Source organism: Moraxella sp. (assembly GCF_024227015.1).
In the GTDB taxonomy this organism is placed as follows: Bacteria; Pseudomonadota; Gammaproteobacteria; order Pseudomonadales; family Moraxellaceae; genus Moraxella.
Map to the genome: position 1 here is coordinate 17695 of NZ_JAAELD010000088.1, position 16835 is coordinate 34529.

Genomic DNA, 16835 nt, shown 5'->3' on the forward strand with positions numbered 1-16835 from the left:
CATGATGAATATTATCTTTGAGAGCATCACGCCTGATTTTATGATTTACCTGCTGGACATGGTGGGCGTGGTGGCGTGTGCGATCGCAGGCACGACGCTTGCGCTTCATAAGAAATTTGATTTTTTTGGTTGTATCTTGGTGTCCATGGTGAATGCTATCGGCGGCGGTACGATTCGTGATGTCATGCTCGACCGCCATCCGCTATTTTGGATGACCGATTTGAATTATGTCATTGTGATTACATTAACTTCGCTCATCTGTCAGGTGTTGTTTAATTATTATCAAAAAATCGACTGGACGCTCAAGTTCTTCGATGCGATCGGGTTGGCAGCATTTAGCGTGATCGGGCTCAAAGTCGGTCTTACCCTCGGGGCGCATCCGATGATCGCTGTGATGATGGCGGTCTTAACCAGCATCGCCGGTGGCATCATGCGCGACATGATCTGTAACGAGATTCCACTTGTTCTACAAAAAGAAATCTACATCAGTGCAAGCATCACGGGCGCGTTGCTTTATTTTATGCTTGGGCAAATTGGCGCATCGGACGCGATTCAGGACACTTTGACACTCGTTACGATCTTCGGGGTGCGGATGTTGGCGATTCGCTTTGATTGGCATTTACCCTCTATCCGCCTAAATTCCGATACATAATAAAAAAACCTGCCAAATTTAGCAGGTTTTCTTTGGTTATAAATATCGTCCGACCACGTCCGCCATCAGCTCAATGTGCAGCGCATCGGTGTTCAGCGCAGGGATATACTCATAAGATTTACCGCCTGCATTCATGAAGTTATCACGGTTCTCCACTGCAAGCTCCTCTAGAGTCTCCAAGCAATCAGCCGAGAAAGCAGGGCTTAGCACCTGCACAGACATGCCTTTAGCCCCCCACTCGCCAAGCAGCTCATCGGTATAGGGCTTAAGCCATTCTTGCGCGCCGAAACGCGACTGAAAACTTATCGCCCATTCATCAGCGCCCAACCCTAGCTCACTGGCAACCAGCACGGCGGTCTTTCGGCATTGCTCAGCATAGGGATCGCCTTTATCTGCATAAGGCTTAGGAATGCCATGAAAGCTCATTAGCAATTTATCAGCTCGCCCATGCCCCGCCCAGAACTTACGAATGCTATCCGCTAACGCCTTGATGTACAGTGGATGATCATGATAATCACGCGTGAACTGAATGGCAGGCATGTTGCGCTTATCCATGCAGTATTCCGCCACCTTGTCGAATACTGCTGCCGTGGTGGTCGCCGAATACTGTGGATAGAGTGAGAAGATGATAAAGTCATCGTAGCCTTTATCTTGAAGCTCCTTCATCACATGCTTGATGTTCGGATTGCCGTACGTGGTGGCAGGAAACACAGGGGTTGGCGTGCCATTGTCGATAAGTTTGTCTTGTAGTAGCGCAGCTTGCTGTTTTAGGATTGCAAGTAGCGGCGAACCGTCTGCTGTCCAGACACTTTCATAAGCATGAGCCACTCGCTTGGGACGCGTGGTCAATACGAATAGGTTTAAGATGATTTGCCAAATAAATGGCGGAATCTCAATCACACGAGTGTCGGACAAGAACTCACGCAAATAGCGGCGTACACCTTGAGGTGTGGGCTCGTCTGGCGTACCTAAGTTCACAAGAATAATGGCGGTTTTCATGAATGTTTATCATTTAAAAATTTGGTTTAGTTTAACATTTTTTGGCAAAAATAGCAGTTTATTTTATCAATTAACGCATTCATAGATAACAAATATTCTTATTTGCATTGTTAAGTAGCATCACATTCTGCTTGCAATTTATCTTGTTATAGAATAACATAAGCCAAATTTTTTATACTCTCACGGGATAATTTTATGAAAACCACCAATTGGCTACGCCCTACAGCCCTTGTGATCGCTCTCATCAGCTTAACCGCCTGCGGTAATGAAGACAAGGCGACTACCGCCACAGACAACACCACGCCTGCCACGAGCGATAAGACACTCACAGTCGTTACCCCTTGGGAAATTACCAATGCCGACCCCAGTACGTCAGGCTTTGTCTATCAACGTATGGGTATTGGCGAGACGCTGGTGGACGTGGACGACAAGGGAGCGATTATCCCTGCCCTAGCTGAAAAATGGGAAACAAAAGACAACGGCAAAACATGGGTGTTTACGTTGCGTGATGATGTCAAATTCCATGACGGCACGCCGATGACCGCCAAAGAAGTGGTAAACAGCCTAACGCTTGCCCTAAACAAGCCCACCGCCCTAGAAAGTGCTAATATCGAGCTTATCAAGGCAGTTGATGATAAAACGGTAGAATTCAATCTTGCCGAGCCTTTGACCACCCTACCTTCTTATTTGACACACGCCACCGCCATTATCCTAGCCCCTGCGTCTTTTGATGACAAAGGGCAAGCCACCAAAATCATCGGCACAGGGGCGTATCGGGCGGATAAGGTTGAGCCACCACAAAAGATTGAGCAGTCCGCTTATGCCGACTATTGGGGACAAAAAGCCCACATCAATCGCATTAACTACCTTGCCAACTCTCGCAGTGAGACCCGTACTCTGCTCGTGGAAAGTGGCGATGACCATTTGGTGTACACCCTAGACAGTGCCAGTCTAAAACGCCTACAAAACAACAGCGACCTACAAGTGGCAACCCAAACGCTCGCTCGTACCATCGCCATTAAGATGAACATCGCCAACCCGCTCTTTGCCGATAAAACCACCCGCCAAGCCCTATCTGATGCCATAGACCGTGAAGCCATTGCCAAATCGGTGCTACGCATTGGCGACGCGGGGGCGTATGAGCTACTACCGCCCATGTTTGGCGGTTGGCAGGCAGGCGTGGCAAAATCCACTCCTAATTATCCTGCCATTAAAGCCAAGCTGCTTGCCAATGGCTTTACCGAAGGGGCAAATGGCGTGCTACAAAAAGACGGCAAGCCCTTTACCATATCGCTCATCACCTTCTCTGACCGCCCAGAGTTACCGCTTATCGCCACCGCCTTGCAAGACCAATGGCGTAAAATCGGCGTGGATTTACAAGTTAATATCACCAACTCATCAGAAATTCCCAAGGCTCATCAAGACGGCTCACTGCAAATGGCTCTGTACGCTCGTAACTACGGCAACACCCCAGACCCATTGGCTTCACTACAATCCGACCTAAGCCCACAAGGCAGCGACTGGGGCGTGATGAATTACCAAAACTCTACGCTTACCCAAGCCTTGCATGACATCGCCACCACAGCCGATAATGTCAAGCGAGATGAACTCAAAAAACAAGTCGCCACCATTTTGGCAGATGAGCGTCCGCTTATTCCTGTCGTGTACTACCAACAAAGTGCGTCCGCTCACAAGTCGCTACAAGGCTTGACGCTTGACCCCTTTGAGCGTAAATACAACCTAAATCAGCTTAAATGGTAATACGCCATGACACCCAAAGAGCGACACACCATCGCTCTTTGCCTTGTTTTTGACCCTCTTTTCGCTTCATGCCTAAGTTTCTGGTAACCACATCATTATGCTAAAACTACTCACATCACGGCTTATCCAACTGCTCTTGGTCGTCTGGTCGGTCGGCACTTTGACCTTTGTTCTTATGCGAAGCCTGCCCGGCGACATGGCGTATCGTATCGCTGCGTCTCGCTATGGCTACGACCAAGTAACGGCAAGCTCTGCCGACCAAGTGCGAGCCGAACTGGGTCTTGATTTGCCATGGTATGAGCAGTATATAGCATGGTTTGGCGACCTGCTCCGCTTGGATTTGGGTAATTCGCTCGTCAGTGGGGTAAGCGTGTGGGGCGAGATAGCTCACCAGTTTGGGCACACGCTGGCGTTGGCTTTTGTCGCTTTGATTATCTCGCTCATCATCGCCCCACCGATAGGCATACTCTCTGCCCTGCGACCTAATGGGGTCTTTGACCGTTTTACCTTATTTATCGCCACACTGCTCCGCTCCGCCCCTGCCTTTATCATTGGCGTGCTACTCATCACCATTTTTGCGGTGCATTTAAAATGGCTACCTGCCATCGGCTACGGCAAGCCGATTAACTACATCCTGCCTGCTCTCACACTCGCCTTGGGTCTGTCGGCGGTGTCCATTCGGGTCAGTCGTAATGCGGCAGTGGCGGTGCTTGATTCTACGTTTTATGAATTTGCCAAATTAAAGGGGCTAACTCCTTGGCAGGCATTTAGACGGCATGGCGTGCGTAACATTGCCATTCCCATTGTCGCCTATCATGGGGTGCAGCTCATCTATCTCATCGAAGGCGTGGTCATCGTGGAGAGCCTGTTTGCATGGCCGGGTATCGGTCACGCCCTAGTTCACGCCATCATAGCCCGAGACATTCCAATGATACAAGGCTCGGCTTTGGTCATGGGCGGGCTGTTCGTGGTGTTAAACGCCATCTTGGATGTCATCAATCGCTACATTGACCCCCGTTATGAAGCTCACTAAGCCCTATCAGCATTTGCCAAACCCCGTTATCAATTTGCCAATATTATGATGAAATACTTAAAAAACCTAACCCCCACTCAGCTTATCGGACTTATCATCTTGGCGGCACTCCTCATCTTTGCCTATGGTAGTCCACTCGTACGCCCCCATGACATGGCACTGCAAAACCTAGATGTTATCCTATCTGCCCCCAGTGGCGAACACCCCTTTGGTACTGACCATCTAGGGCGTGATATGATGGCGCGACTGGCGTCCGCCATTCGCTTGTCTTTTTCGCTCATTGTCGGCTCAGTGGGGGTGTCGCTCATCTTTGGGCTACTGTTTGGCTTGCTGGCGGGGATTTTTGGGGGGATTTTGGATAAGTTTTTTAACTTTATCTGTGATTGTATCATGGCATTGCCTGGTTTATTGTTTATCCTACTGTTTGCGTCTATCGCCCCCAACAGTTTTTGGTCACTGTATCTGGGCGTATCACTTGTCATGTGGGTGGAGTTTTTTAAGATGACCCGTGCGATGAGCCTAAACCTACGCAAATCAAGCGAAGTACAAGCCAGTACACTCATGGACATGGGGCTGTGGTACATCATCAAACGCCACTATCTGCCACGGCTTGCCCCTGTCATGTGGACACTCTCGGCATTTGGGGCGGGTAATGCGGTGCTAGCCCTTGCCACGCTTGGCTTTGTCAATGTCGGTCTTAAACCACCGACCGCCGAGCTGGGTCTGATGATGACCGAACTGTTTCCTTATTATTATGAAGCGCCTTTGGTGTTCTTTTTGCCGATTATCACCGTGTTTTTACTCGTGCTTTCATTTCAATTATTATCAGGCAAACAGGACGGCTAGTCATGCAAAACACCCAACCATCACAAGATATTTTAATCCAAATCAATAACTTATCCGTCCACACCACAGACGGTGCTACCTTAGTTGAGCCCATTAGCCTTAGCATAAAAAAGGGGCAAAATTTGACCATCTTAGGTGAGACAGGCTCGGGCAAAAGCCTGCTTGCTCAAGCGGTCATGGGGGCATTGCCTAAGGGCTTGACAGTCAAAGGACAAATTCTCATCAACGGCAAAACGCTCCATGACGGACAAGGCGAGCTTGATGAACATCAATTTGCCAAGCTGTGGGGGCGTGATTTGACCATGCTCCCCCAAGAGCCAGTGCGTTCGCTTGACCCCACCATGACGGTGTTTCGCCAGATTTGGGAGAGTCTGCATTTTGTCAAACGAACCGATAACTCTGCCGCCAAAGACGCCACCCTACGCACCTTAGAGCAACTCTCCTTAGCCCACGCCAAAGACTACTACCCCCATGAGCTGTCAGGGGGCATGGCACAACGTGCATCCTTTGCGTCTGCCACCGTAAGTGGGGCGTACATGGTTATCGCCGATGAACCCACAAAAGGGCTTGACCACACCAATAAAATCGCTGTCGTGGACATGCTCGCCCAAGTCGCCAAACAAGGCGGCTGCCTTTTGACCATCACGCATGACATCGAAGTCGCCAACCGTCTAAGTGGCGATAACGACCTGCTTATGGTCATGAAAAAAGGTAAGCTCTTAGAGCAAGGGCAAGCCACCGATGTCCTACAAAATCCCAAATCCGACTACGCCAAAGAGCTGATGAGTGCCAACCCTGCCACATGGACAAAGGCGGACATCACGCCTGCTGAGTCACCCCTTTTGACCTTAAAAGACGTGGCCATCAGTCGTGGCAACAAAGAGCTGTTTAGCGGGCTTAACATCACACTCCACACAGGGCAAGCGGTGGGACTCATCGGCGATAGCGGTATCGGCAAAAGCTCACTCGGGGACGCCATTTGCGGTCTTATTACCCCGTCCAAAGGGAGTATGACATGGCACACCAAGCCCAAACGCCACCAAGCGCTAAAACTCTACCAAGACCCACCGTCCGCTTTCGCCCAAAACATCACGCTAGGCACGCTTATCGATGACGTGGTCAAACGCCATAACCTTGATAAATCACAAATCGCCCCGCTCATGGAAGCCTTACAGCTCCACCCCGACCTACTACACCGTACAAGCGAGAGTGTCTCTGGGGGCGAGCTTCAACGCATTGCCATCATGCGAGCCTTGATGATGAAACCTGTGCTACTGTTTGCCGATGAAGTCACCAACCGCCTAGACCCCATTACCCAAAAAACCACATTAGATTTACTCACGCACGCCTGTCGCACCCAAAACTGCACGCTCGTCATGGTGAGCCACGACCACGATTTGACACGGCATTATTGTGATACAGTGGTGGATTTGACGGATTATCGTTAGTTCGATGTAGAGAGTTTGGTATTTTAGCGGCAAGAATTTTTGTCAAAATTATGCTAAAATAAATAGGTGTCAGTTACTAGCTGGCACCTATTTATTTTATTAACAAAAACAACAATGAACGGAACGATCGTGAGCGAACAAGATAATAACACACCTCCCCATTTAGACCCCGCTTCTGTCGGTATCGTAACACCTCAAACCTTGCATTTTGATGAGCCATTGACCTTAGAATGCGAGCGGGTATTGCCGTCATTTGACCTAGTCATCGAGACTTATGGCGAGCTAAATGCCGACAAGTCCAACGCCATTTTAATCTGCCATGCCCTATCAGGCTCGCACCACGCCGCAGGCTATCACAGCGAGAATGATACCAAGGCTGGCTGGTGGGATAATTTGATTGGCAATGGCAAAGCGATAGACACGAGCCGATTTTTTGTGGTGTGCCTAAACAACATCGGCTCATGCCACGGCTCCACGGGCCCGACAACTGTTAATCCCGCCACAGGCGAGATTTGGGGGGCGGATTTTCCGCTTATCACGATAAAGGACTGGGTAAAAACCCAAGTCATGCTCTCCGACCGCCTAGGCATTGCTAAATGGCACGCCATTGTCGGTGGGAGTATGGGCGGTATGCAAGCCTTGCAATGGTCGGTGGATTATCCCGACCGACTAGAACGTGCCGTCATCATCGCCAGCACGCCCAAGCTGTCCGCCCAAAACATCGCCTTTAATGAAGTCGCTCGCCAGTCTATCCTATCTGACCCCGATTTTCATGACGGCTGGTACCTCAAACATGGCACCTACCCCAGACGTGGGCTGATACTCGCTCGCATGGTGGGGCATATCACCTACATCACCGAAGAGGCGATGAAAGCCAAATTTGGGCGGGACTTAAAATCAGGAAAATTCATGTACGGCTTTGATGTGGAATTTCAAGTAGAAAGCTACCTGCGTTATCAAGGCGAACGGTTTAGTAAAAACTTTGATGCCAACACTTATCTACTCATGACAAAAGCCTTGGACTATTTTGACCCGACACGGGATTATACGAAGGATGAGCTGGACGAAAAAGAAGCCTTAAAGCAAACGCTTGCCCGCACCCAATGCCAATTTCTCATCGTCTCCTTTACGACCGATTGGCGGTTCACGCCTGAGCGGTCGGTGGAGATTGTGGATGCTTTAATGGCAAACGACAAGCGAGTGAGCTTTGTCAATGTGGACGCACCGCACGGGCATGATTCGTTTTTGTTTGATATTCCACGTTATACGACTGCCGTTCGGGGTTTTTTGAACGCCCACATTATCGCACGTCAAACCCAAGGCGACATCACGCCCCAAGAGATTTCACAATTGGCAAGACAATAAAATAAGGAAACTCATGAACAACATCGACCACCAACTTGCCGAAAAATGGATAAAACCCAACTCAAAGGTTCTGGATTTGGGCTGTGGGGACGGCACACTATTGGCTCATCTGCAAGAACGTCTGGGCGTGTTTGGCTATGGCATTGAGATTGACCCTGACAAAATCAATGAAGGCATTGCCAAAGGGCTAAACATCGTGGAGCAAGACCTAAATGACGGCTTGGCTCGCTTTGCTGACAACAGCTTTGATACTGTGGTCATGGCTCGTGCCTTGCAAGCGGTCAAAAATCCTGAAACCTTGCTAAACGACATGCTCCGTGTTGCCAAATTTGGCATTGTCACCTTTCCAAACTTTGCCTATTGGCAAAACCGCATTTATCTTGGCATTAAGGGCATCATGCCGATGAGTGAGACCCTACCCCACCAATGGTACAACACGCCCAACATTCATCTTTGCACCTTTAAGGATTTTGAACGGCTGTGCCACGACAACAACATTCGCATTTTAGATACAGTCGCCCTGTGGGACAACCCCAACCCCAAAATCCCTGCCTTTGTCCGTGATAAAATAGTCAAAAAAGCCCCGAATCTCCTGGCGGATGTGGCGGTGTTTCGCGTGGCACGCACCTAAAATAATATGCTTAGCAGGCATAGAAATGCAATTTAGTAAGTTTATTTGCCATTTTGTAACATCTGTTTGATTGAGTTTATCGAATCAAGATGTTAATATAGCTCAGGTATGCTTAAATATTTAGAGCACCCCATTTTTATGACTTATCAGCCATTAAGTCATTTTTATTTTAAAAAATCAGTGGAGTTACCATGAAAGTCCTAAAAGCCGTCTTACTTTCAACCATCCTAGGAACAGCAACGCTTGCAAGCGCACAAAACCCATCATCGAATTCGCGCTTTGAGACCATGGACATCGCAAGCCTAACTTCACAAGCCTCTCAAGGCAATCATCACGCGCAGTTTTTCTTAGCCAAACGCCTACAAAAAGGTGAAGGCGTACAAAAAGACGCCAATCGCGCTGCCTACTGGTACACGCGTGCCGCCGAGCAAAACATCGCCCCTGCACAGCTAAACCTTGGCATCATGTATCTGCGCGGTGAAGGCGTGAAGGCTGACATGGCGACTGGTCGTAAATGGCTAGAGAGTGCGGCACACCTAGGCGATAACCGTGCAAGCTATGCCCTAGCGATGATCGACGAAAGACAGCAGCGCCTTGTTGACGCCTACAAATGGTACGACCTATCTAGCCGTGATGGCATGCTAGACGATAACATCCGCGGTAAAGCTCAAGCCAAGATCGGTCAGCTTGCCCTAAACCTATCATCAAGCGACATTGAAAAAGCCAAAAACAGCGCCAATCGCTGGTTCCAAAGCCACTAATTGCTAATTTATACCCATAAAAAACCGCTCAAATGAGCGGTTTTTTTGTTTGTACAAATCAATCAATCGGCGGGGTATAAGTGCCATTTTTAATATCATCTTTGATACGCTCGGCTTCTGCCAGCACTTGCGATAGCAGGGCTTGCACGTTTTCAAGCGTGGCGATTGGGCTTAATGTCGTCATTTTTAACGATTGCACATTTTGACGGCTATCGATCACACGAGTTACGCCAATGTTCGCTTCCCCACGGGCAAACAACTCGTCCGCCACATTTTGATTTAGGCTATCAATAAACTCATCAGGATAACCAGTTGGTACGACACGGAACAACACAGACGCAAATTGTGGCTCAACAAGCAATTCCAAACCGTCCGTATTGCGAATATAATCCGCCACCTGTTTTGTCAGATTTACCCCGTGGTCAATCATTGAGCCGTACAGCTCTTCGCCCAACGCCTCCACCGTGAACCACAATTTTAACGCATCAAATCGGCGAGTGGTTTGCAAGGATTTTGACACCAAGTTTGGCACGCCATGCTCTTCATCATAGGCAGAGTTTAGATACTCGGCTTCATAGTGCATAAAGCGGTAATTTTGCTCATCTTTTAGCAGGAACGCACCGCAAGAAATGCTTTGGAAATAGTGCTTATGAAAATCAAGCGTTACCGAATCGGTCAGCTCAATGCCGTCTAGCATATGGCGGTAATCGTTGGACAGTAGCAACGCCCCACCCCACGCCGCATCAACGTGTAGCCACGCTCCGAATTTGTCGCACAAGGCGCGGATTGCTTTGATGTCATCAATCGCCCCTGCGTCGGTCGTTCCTGCCGTTGCCACGACACACGCCACAATGTTGCCTTTGGCGTGCAAGTCCGCCATGATGTCGGCTAGGGCATTGGTATCCATTTGGGCGTTGTCATTGACAGGCACGGTAACCACTGATTGAAAGCCCATGCCCATCATCGCCATGTTTTTTTGTACGGAGAAATGGGCATTTTCCGAGCATAACACTTTGACTTTTTTCATCGCATCGTTTGGCACACCATCACGCTGCACTGACCACGCTTTGCCGTTGTCGTCTTGGTAATGTTTGCTAATCGCCCAATCACGAGCCAACAGTACGCCCATAAGGTTGGACTGCGTACCGCCTGATGTGAACACGCCTGCCTGCCCTGCCCCATAGCCAACCTTTTGGCGTAACCAGTCAATGAGCTGAACTTCCATAAGCGAGCCTGCTGGCGACTGATCCCATGAATCCATAGATTGGTTGGTGGCGTTAATCAGCACTTCGGCAATTTGCGATGTTACCATGGTAGGACAGTGCAAATGAGCCAATGAATGGGGATGATGAACTTTTAAACTTTTGTTTAAAAACAGCTCCACCAACCGCTCCAACGCCTTATCCACGCCCAAGCCGTCTTTGGCAGGGTTAAAGGCGATTTGCGAGCGTAGCTCTTTAATGCTACCGCCTGTGTACATTTTGTCGTTTTGGAGCCATGCCGTTACCGCTTTGACAGCGTCCGTCATCGCACGTTCATAATCGGCGATTGATTGACTGTCATTACAAAATAAGGCTTGGCGGTGCTTGGATAGGTTTGACATTATTTTTTTCCTTTTGATTGGTGTTTTAAATGTTTATCATGAATGTGCATTTTGGGCGAATGTGATTCACCCCTACGCCATTGACATTTATAGCACCCAATTTTATCTTTTAAAACAAAAAACCAAACCAAATCAGGCAACACCCAATCTGATTTGGTCTTTTAGATTAGGGGGTGTTAGCCACGAACCGCTTTCACCGCTTCCCCCACCGCCTTTTTAAAGCGAGTGATGACCTCTTCACACTCTTCACGAGTAATGGTAATCGGGCAAAGCAAACGCACCACCGTGCCGCCACGACCACCACGCTCCAATAACAGCTTATTATCAAAGCACGCTTTTTGGATAGCGACCGCAAGCTCACTGTCGGCAGGGTATGACCCCATATGGTCGGCGGATTTACGCTCGTCCACAATCTCAATACCCGTCATGAGACCACGTCCACGCACATGACCGATACAGGGGAATTCTTGTACAATTTTACGCAGTTCATCACGCAAAAACTCTCCTTGAATGCGTGAATTTTCGGCAAGGTTGTTGTTTGTGATTTGATCTAACACATTATAACCTGCCGCCATGGCTAGCTGATTGCCACGGAAAGTACCTGTATGACCTGCTGGCGACCATGCGTCAAATTTTTTGTTAATGGCAAGCACCGCAAGGGGCAAACCACCGCCCACCGCCTTAGACATCACGACCACATCAGGGACGATTTCGGCGTGTTCAAAGGCGAACATCTTGCCAGAGCGGGCAAAGCCTGCTTGCACTTCATCTAGGATTAGCACAATGTCATGTTTTGCAGTAACTTCACGGATTTTTTGGAGCCATTTTTTGGGAGCAGGGACGACACCGCCTTCGCCTTGAATGGCTTCTAGGATAACGGCAGCAGGCTTGACCACGCCGCTTTCTACGTCTTCGATGAAGTTTTCGAAATAGTAAGTCAATGCGTCCACGCCAGCTTCACCGCCAAGCCCAAGCGGACAACGGTATTCGTGCGGATACGGCATGAACTGTACGCCCGCCATGAGATTACCGACTTTTTCTTTGGCAGACAAGTTACCTGTCATTGCAAGCGAGCCGTGCGTCATGCCGTGATAACCGCCCGAGAATGCGATGACATTATCACGCCCTGTGTAGGTTTTGGCAAGTTTAATGGCGGCTTCTGTACCGTCCGCCCCTGTTGGACCACAAAACTGCAAGACAAAATCTTTTGGGAAAAATGACAACAATTTTTCGGTAAATGCGTCTTTAATCGGCGTGGTGATGTCAAGGGTATGCAGTGGCAAACCGCTTTCTAGCACGTCTTTAATGGCGTTGATTGTGGCAGGGTGATTGTGTCCTAGGGCAAGTGTCCCTGCTCCTGCTAGGCAGTCAAGGTATTCGTTGCCTTCTACGTCCACCACCCAGCAACCTTGTGCTTTGGCAATGGCTAGGGGGAGTTTGCGGGGGTAGCTACGGACATTTGACTCCATCTGGTTTTGACGAGTCAAGTAGTAGTCGTTGGTTGCACCGTCTTTGGGAGTTACAGGGGCATGATTTACAGAATGAACGCTCATATCGGATTACCATCTCAGATAAGGGTTAAAAGAAAAACCTATGAACAGACAATAACAAATCATAATGACGACTTGATGAATGTCCATCCCTAAACCCAAACCCAATTTAATCAATAAAATTTGGGTTTAACAAGGTTTGGCGACGTTCGGCGTGTGGTTCAATGAAGTTAGGAATGATAGTTAAGAAAAATCCATTGCACACCAGTTTTGCAAGAGCAATTACCCTACTGTCTATATGGAGATAAAATAAGGCAATTCAACCGCTTGCACGGCAATACTTTCGAAAATTAAAAACAAATGTAAACTCATTAAAATTCAAAAAGTGGCAAATTATAACACACAAGGGATATTTGGCAAGGATTTTTATGGTTAAAATCTAAAAAGATTGCTTAAAATACACCCAAATAAAAAAAACACCGCCAATCGCTTGACGGTGTTTTTTGATCAAATCAGATTAGGCAAGTTGTGCTACGCTGATTTTGTCTGATTTCTCGGTGTACTCGCTCATTTGGTCGAAGTTTAGGTAGTTATAAACTTCGGCTTCCATAGACTCAAGCTTACCTGCGTACGCCATGTACTCTTCAACGCTTGGCAGTTTACCAAGAACAGAAGCGACAGACGCAAGCTCAGCAGAAGCTAGGTAAACGTTCGCACCTTGACCCAGACGGTTCGGGAAGTTACGAGTAGAGGTCGATACCGCTGTAGAGTTAGGAGCGATACGAGCTTGGTTACCCATACATAGTGAACAGCCAGGCATCTCAGTACGTGCACCTGCTTGTGCGTAGGTGTTGTAGTAACCTTCATCCATCAGCTGCTTCTCGTCCATCTTGGTAGGTGGCGCGATCCACAGACGAGTGGTCAGGCTGCCTGCTGGCACTTCAGACAGAAGCTTACCTGCGGCGCGGAAGTGACCGATGTTGGTCATGCACGAACCGATGAATACCTCATCAATCTTATCGCCTGCAACTTCTGATAGTAGCTTAGCATCATCAGGGTCGTTCGGGCAGCATAGGATTGGCTCTTTGATGTCAGCTAGGTCGATCTCATACACTTTGGTGTATTCTGCATCAGCGTCAGCTTTTAGCAGGCTTGGGTTGTCTAGCCATTTTTGCATGTTCTCAGCACGACGAGCTAGGGTACGAGCGTCGCCATAGCCTTCAGCGATCATCCATTTTAGCATGACGATGTTAGAGCGTAGGTATTCAGCCACTTTCTCTTCTGATACAGTGATCGCACAGCCGGCAGCTGAACGTTCAGCAGACGCATCAGATAGTTCGAATGCCTGCTCAACAGTTAGGTCGTTTTCCATCTCGGTGAGGTCGATCTCTAGGATGCGGCCAGAGAAGATGTTTTTCTTACCTTTTTTCTCAACAGTTAGGTCGCCTGCTTGGATTGCATAGTAAGGGATAGCATGCACTAGGTCACGAAGTGTGATACCAGGTTGCATTTTACCTTTGAACTTAACAAGTACAGACTCAGGCATGTCAAGTGGCATAACTCCAGTTGCAGCAGCGAACGCTACCAGACCAGAACCTGCTGGGAATGAGATACCGATTGGGAAACGAGTGTGTGAGTCGCCACCAGTACCTACGGTATCAGGCAGCAGCATGCGATTTAGCCATGAGTGGATAACGCCGTCGCCTGGGCGTAGAGACACACCGCCACGGTTCATGATGAAATCAGGTAGCGTGTGGTGAGTTACCACGTCAATCGGCTTAGGATAAGCTGCGGTGTGACAGAACGACTGCATCACTAGGTCGGATGAGAAGCCTAGGCACGCCAAGTCTTTTAGCTCGTCACGAGTCATCGGACCTGTGGTGTCTTGTGAACCAACAGTAGTCATCTTAGGCTCGCAGTAGGTGCCTGGGCGGATGCCTTGACCTTCTGGCAGACCACATGCACGACCAACCATTTTTTGAGCTAAGGTGAAGCCCTTACCGGTGTCAGCAGGTTGATCTGGGGTGCGGAATAGAGTAGATGGCTCTAGACCTAGCGCTTCACGCGCCTTACCTGTTAGGTTGCGACCGATGATTAGGTTAATACGACCGCCAGCACGTACTTCGTCTAGTAGTACAGGCGTTTTTAGTTTAGACTCAGCGATTTGTGAACCGTTTTTGAATGCGGTCACAGTTGCGGTATCGTGGTCGATTTTTAGGGTAACTTCGTCGCCCATGTTCATGTCAGCAACGTCGATCTCAATAGGTAGCGCGCCTGCGTCTTCCATGGTGTTGAAGAAAATCGGAGCGATCTTACCACCCAGACACACACCGCCGTCACGCTTGTTAGGGATGTGCGGAATGTCGTCACCGAAGAACCATAACACAGAGTTAGTCGCTGATTTACGACTAGAACCTGTACCCACAACGTCGCCCACATAGGCAACAGGATTACCCTTGGCAATCAATTCTTTGATTTGGCTTAGTGGACCAACTTCACCATTTTTCTCTGGGTTAATGCCGTCTCTGGCATTTTTTAGCATGGCGTTGGCGTGTAGTGGAATGTCAGGACGGCTCCATGCATCTTGAGCTGGAGATAGGTCGTCTGTGTTGGTCTCGCCAGTTACTTTAAATACAGTAATGGTCATCTCGCTAGGCACGTCTGGGCGGCTGGTGAACCACTCGCCTTCTGCCCATGATTCTAGTACTGCTTTAGCGTTGGCGTTGCCTGCTTTAGCTTTTTCTTCTACATCATGGAAAGCATCGAATACAAGCAGAGTCTTCTTCAGTGCTTCAGCAGCCAATCCACCAAGCTCAGCATTGTCTAGTAGATCAACCAATGGCGCAACGTTATAACCGCCAAGCATCGTGCCTAGTAGATATACTGCACGCTCTTTGGTGATTAGTGGTGAAGTCGCTTCGCCTTTAACAATGGCATTCAAGAAAGCAGCTTTAACGTAGGCAGCTTGGTCAACACCTGCTGGTACGCGGTTCTCTAATAGATCAACCAAATATTCTTCTTCGCCAGCTGGTGGGTTTTTTAGTAGTTCTACCAGATCTGCTGTCTGTGCGTCGGTCAATGGCTGTGGGGGTACGCCTAAGGCTTCACGCTCGGCGACGTGGGCTCTGTATTCGGTTAGCATTTGCGACATAGCAATTCTCCATGATAGTAGGTCATAAGTGCTTGACAATGATTTTCATTATTGCAATAATTATCAAGTGCCTAGACGTTGATTTTAAAGGCAATCTTGCCCAAATTTACTCTTTGTATGATAACCGAAAAATGACATATTTTCAAAAAAATATTTGCCATAACCAACATTTTTTTAAAAAATACCACCCATTTGTCAGGGTTTGGCATTGGGTGTGATTTGGGCTTAGGCGACACGTGGAGCATTGGGCTATTGGCGTATTTTGATGTTTCTAAACGTCAAATTTACCCGACTGCCCTGCACTCGCTTTTGCTTGGGTATGCTGTGTTGCCAATGGTGCTGAATCTGCCCTGCCATGACAAGCAGACTGCCATGATATAAAGGCAATTCTAATTTTACCGCATGATTGTCTTTAAGCCTTAATAAAAATCGTCTGGTCTGCCCAAAACTTACCGACGCTATCAAAGGATTTGCCCCAAGCTCTGACTCATCATCGCTATGCCAGCTAATATAATCATCACCCGTACGATAATGATTTAAAAGCACGCTATTAAACCGCCTTTTACAAACATCAAATAACGCCTGATTGATGGTGAGAAGCTCGTCCGTCCAAGCATTTGGCATGAGGCTAATGCCCGAATATGCATAAGGGCAATCCTTATCACCATACCATGCCGACAGGCGGGGAATTGGGTGCGTTTTATCATACATATTAATGGTGTCTTGTTGCCAGTTGATATTGCCCTCTGCCAATAAATAAGCCAAATAGTAATCACAGAATTTTTTATCAAAATAACACGGCGAATAATATAATCTACCAAATGGCACCACAATAACCACGCCTTTGCCATCATCGTTCAGATAAGCGGTAAAGTCGGTATTGATAAACTTCCCATCTTCGATCAGCTCGCTTGGGGATATTGTATCACCTGCAAATAAATCCATGATTTCTCTTTATTATGTTATGGGCCGACTTATAAATACGCCGTCTTATTTTGATTTTCTTATTTTATCAGAACATTATGATTCCGCCAATACGCCCATCAACAACTAGGATTACCATCCCAAAAACCTTATTATTGACAAGGGTTTGAT

General features: G+C 48.2%; 13 protein-coding genes. 8 read left to right on the plus strand and 5 right to left on the minus strand.

Annotation, left to right across the window (positions count from 1 at the left end):
• Position 1 precedes the first annotated feature (1 nt).
• The gene (locus GY683_RS02000) at positions 2-652 is read left to right on the plus strand and encodes a trimeric intracellular cation channel family protein (RefSeq protein ID WP_297287160.1); all 651 of its coding nucleotides are present in this window, start codon (positions 2-4) and stop codon (positions 650-652) included.
• A 36-nt stretch (positions 653-688) separates the two neighbouring features.
• Here the strand turns inward: GY683_RS02000 and hemH are convergent, their stop codons facing one another.
• The gene (hemH, locus tag GY683_RS02005; protein ID WP_297287161.1) at positions 689-1651 is read right to left on the minus strand and encodes a ferrochelatase; all 963 of its coding nucleotides are present in this window, start codon (positions 1649-1651) and stop codon (positions 689-691) included.
• A gap of 195 nt (positions 1652-1846) precedes the next feature.
• On the opposite strand from hemH, the gene GY683_RS02010 reads away from it, so the two are divergent.
• The 7 genes from GY683_RS02010 (at position 1847) to GY683_RS02040 (ending at position 9496) form a co-directional block, all read left to right on the plus strand.
• Positions 1847-3412 carry an ABC transporter substrate-binding protein gene (locus GY683_RS02010; protein WP_297287162.1) on the plus strand — a complete coding sequence of 522 codons (1566 nt, stop codon included), beginning with the start codon at positions 1847-1849 and terminating at the stop codon, positions 3410-3412.
• A 97-nt stretch (positions 3413-3509) separates the two neighbouring features.
• Positions 3510-4445, plus strand: coding sequence for an ABC transporter permease (locus GY683_RS02015; RefSeq protein ID WP_297287163.1), 936 nt, complete (start codon positions 3510-3512; stop codon positions 4443-4445).
• Between the two features lie 45 nt (positions 4446-4490).
• Positions 4491-5291, plus strand: a complete 801-nt coding sequence (locus GY683_RS02020) for an ABC transporter permease (RefSeq protein WP_297287164.1) — start codon at positions 4491-4493, stop codon at positions 5289-5291.
• Between the two features lie 2 nt (positions 5292-5293).
• Positions 5294-6739, plus strand: a complete 1446-nt coding sequence (locus GY683_RS02025) for an ABC transporter ATP-binding protein (RefSeq protein ID WP_297287165.1) — start codon at positions 5294-5296, stop codon at positions 6737-6739.
• Positions 6740-6868: 129 nt separating this feature from the next.
• Positions 6869-8104 (plus strand): homoserine O-acetyltransferase, encoded by a 1236-nt coding sequence (locus tag GY683_RS02030; RefSeq protein ID WP_297287166.1) that lies wholly within the window; start codon positions 6869-6871, stop codon positions 8102-8104.
• Between the two features lie 13 nt (positions 8105-8117).
• On the plus strand, positions 8118-8735 hold the full coding sequence (gene metW, locus GY683_RS02035) for a methionine biosynthesis protein MetW (protein WP_297287167.1): 618 nt from the start codon (positions 8118-8120) through the stop codon (positions 8733-8735).
• Positions 8736-8926: 191 nt separating this feature from the next.
• Positions 8927-9496, plus strand: coding sequence for a tetratricopeptide repeat protein (locus GY683_RS02040; RefSeq protein WP_297287168.1), 570 nt, complete (start codon positions 8927-8929; stop codon positions 9494-9496).
• Positions 9497-9554: 58 nt separating this feature from the next.
• Here the strand turns inward: GY683_RS02040 and GY683_RS02045 are convergent, their stop codons facing one another.
• The 4 genes from GY683_RS02045 to GY683_RS02060 all read right to left on the minus strand — a co-directional run bounded on the left by GY683_RS02045 (position 9555) and on the right by GY683_RS02060 (position 16685).
• Entirely contained in the window at positions 9555-11099 is a 1545-nt protein-coding gene (locus tag GY683_RS02045; protein ID WP_297287169.1) for an aspartate aminotransferase family protein, read from the minus strand.
• A 176-nt stretch (positions 11100-11275) separates the two neighbouring features.
• Positions 11276-12652 carry a diaminobutyrate--2-oxoglutarate transaminase gene (locus GY683_RS02050; RefSeq protein ID WP_297287170.1) on the minus strand — a complete coding sequence of 459 codons (1377 nt, stop codon included), beginning with the start codon at positions 12650-12652 and terminating at the stop codon, positions 11276-11278.
• Between the two features lie 454 nt (positions 12653-13106).
• Positions 13107-15731, minus strand: a complete 2625-nt coding sequence (locus tag GY683_RS02055; RefSeq protein WP_297287172.1) for a bifunctional aconitate hydratase 2/2-methylisocitrate dehydratase — start codon at positions 15729-15731, stop codon at positions 13107-13109.
• Between the two features lie 258 nt (positions 15732-15989).
• Positions 15990-16685: an alpha-ketoglutarate-dependent dioxygenase AlkB gene (locus GY683_RS02060; protein ID WP_297287171.1), complete on the minus strand. Its 696-nt coding sequence runs from the start codon at positions 16683-16685 to the stop codon at positions 15990-15992.
• Between the last annotated feature and the right edge of the window lie 150 nt (positions 16686-16835).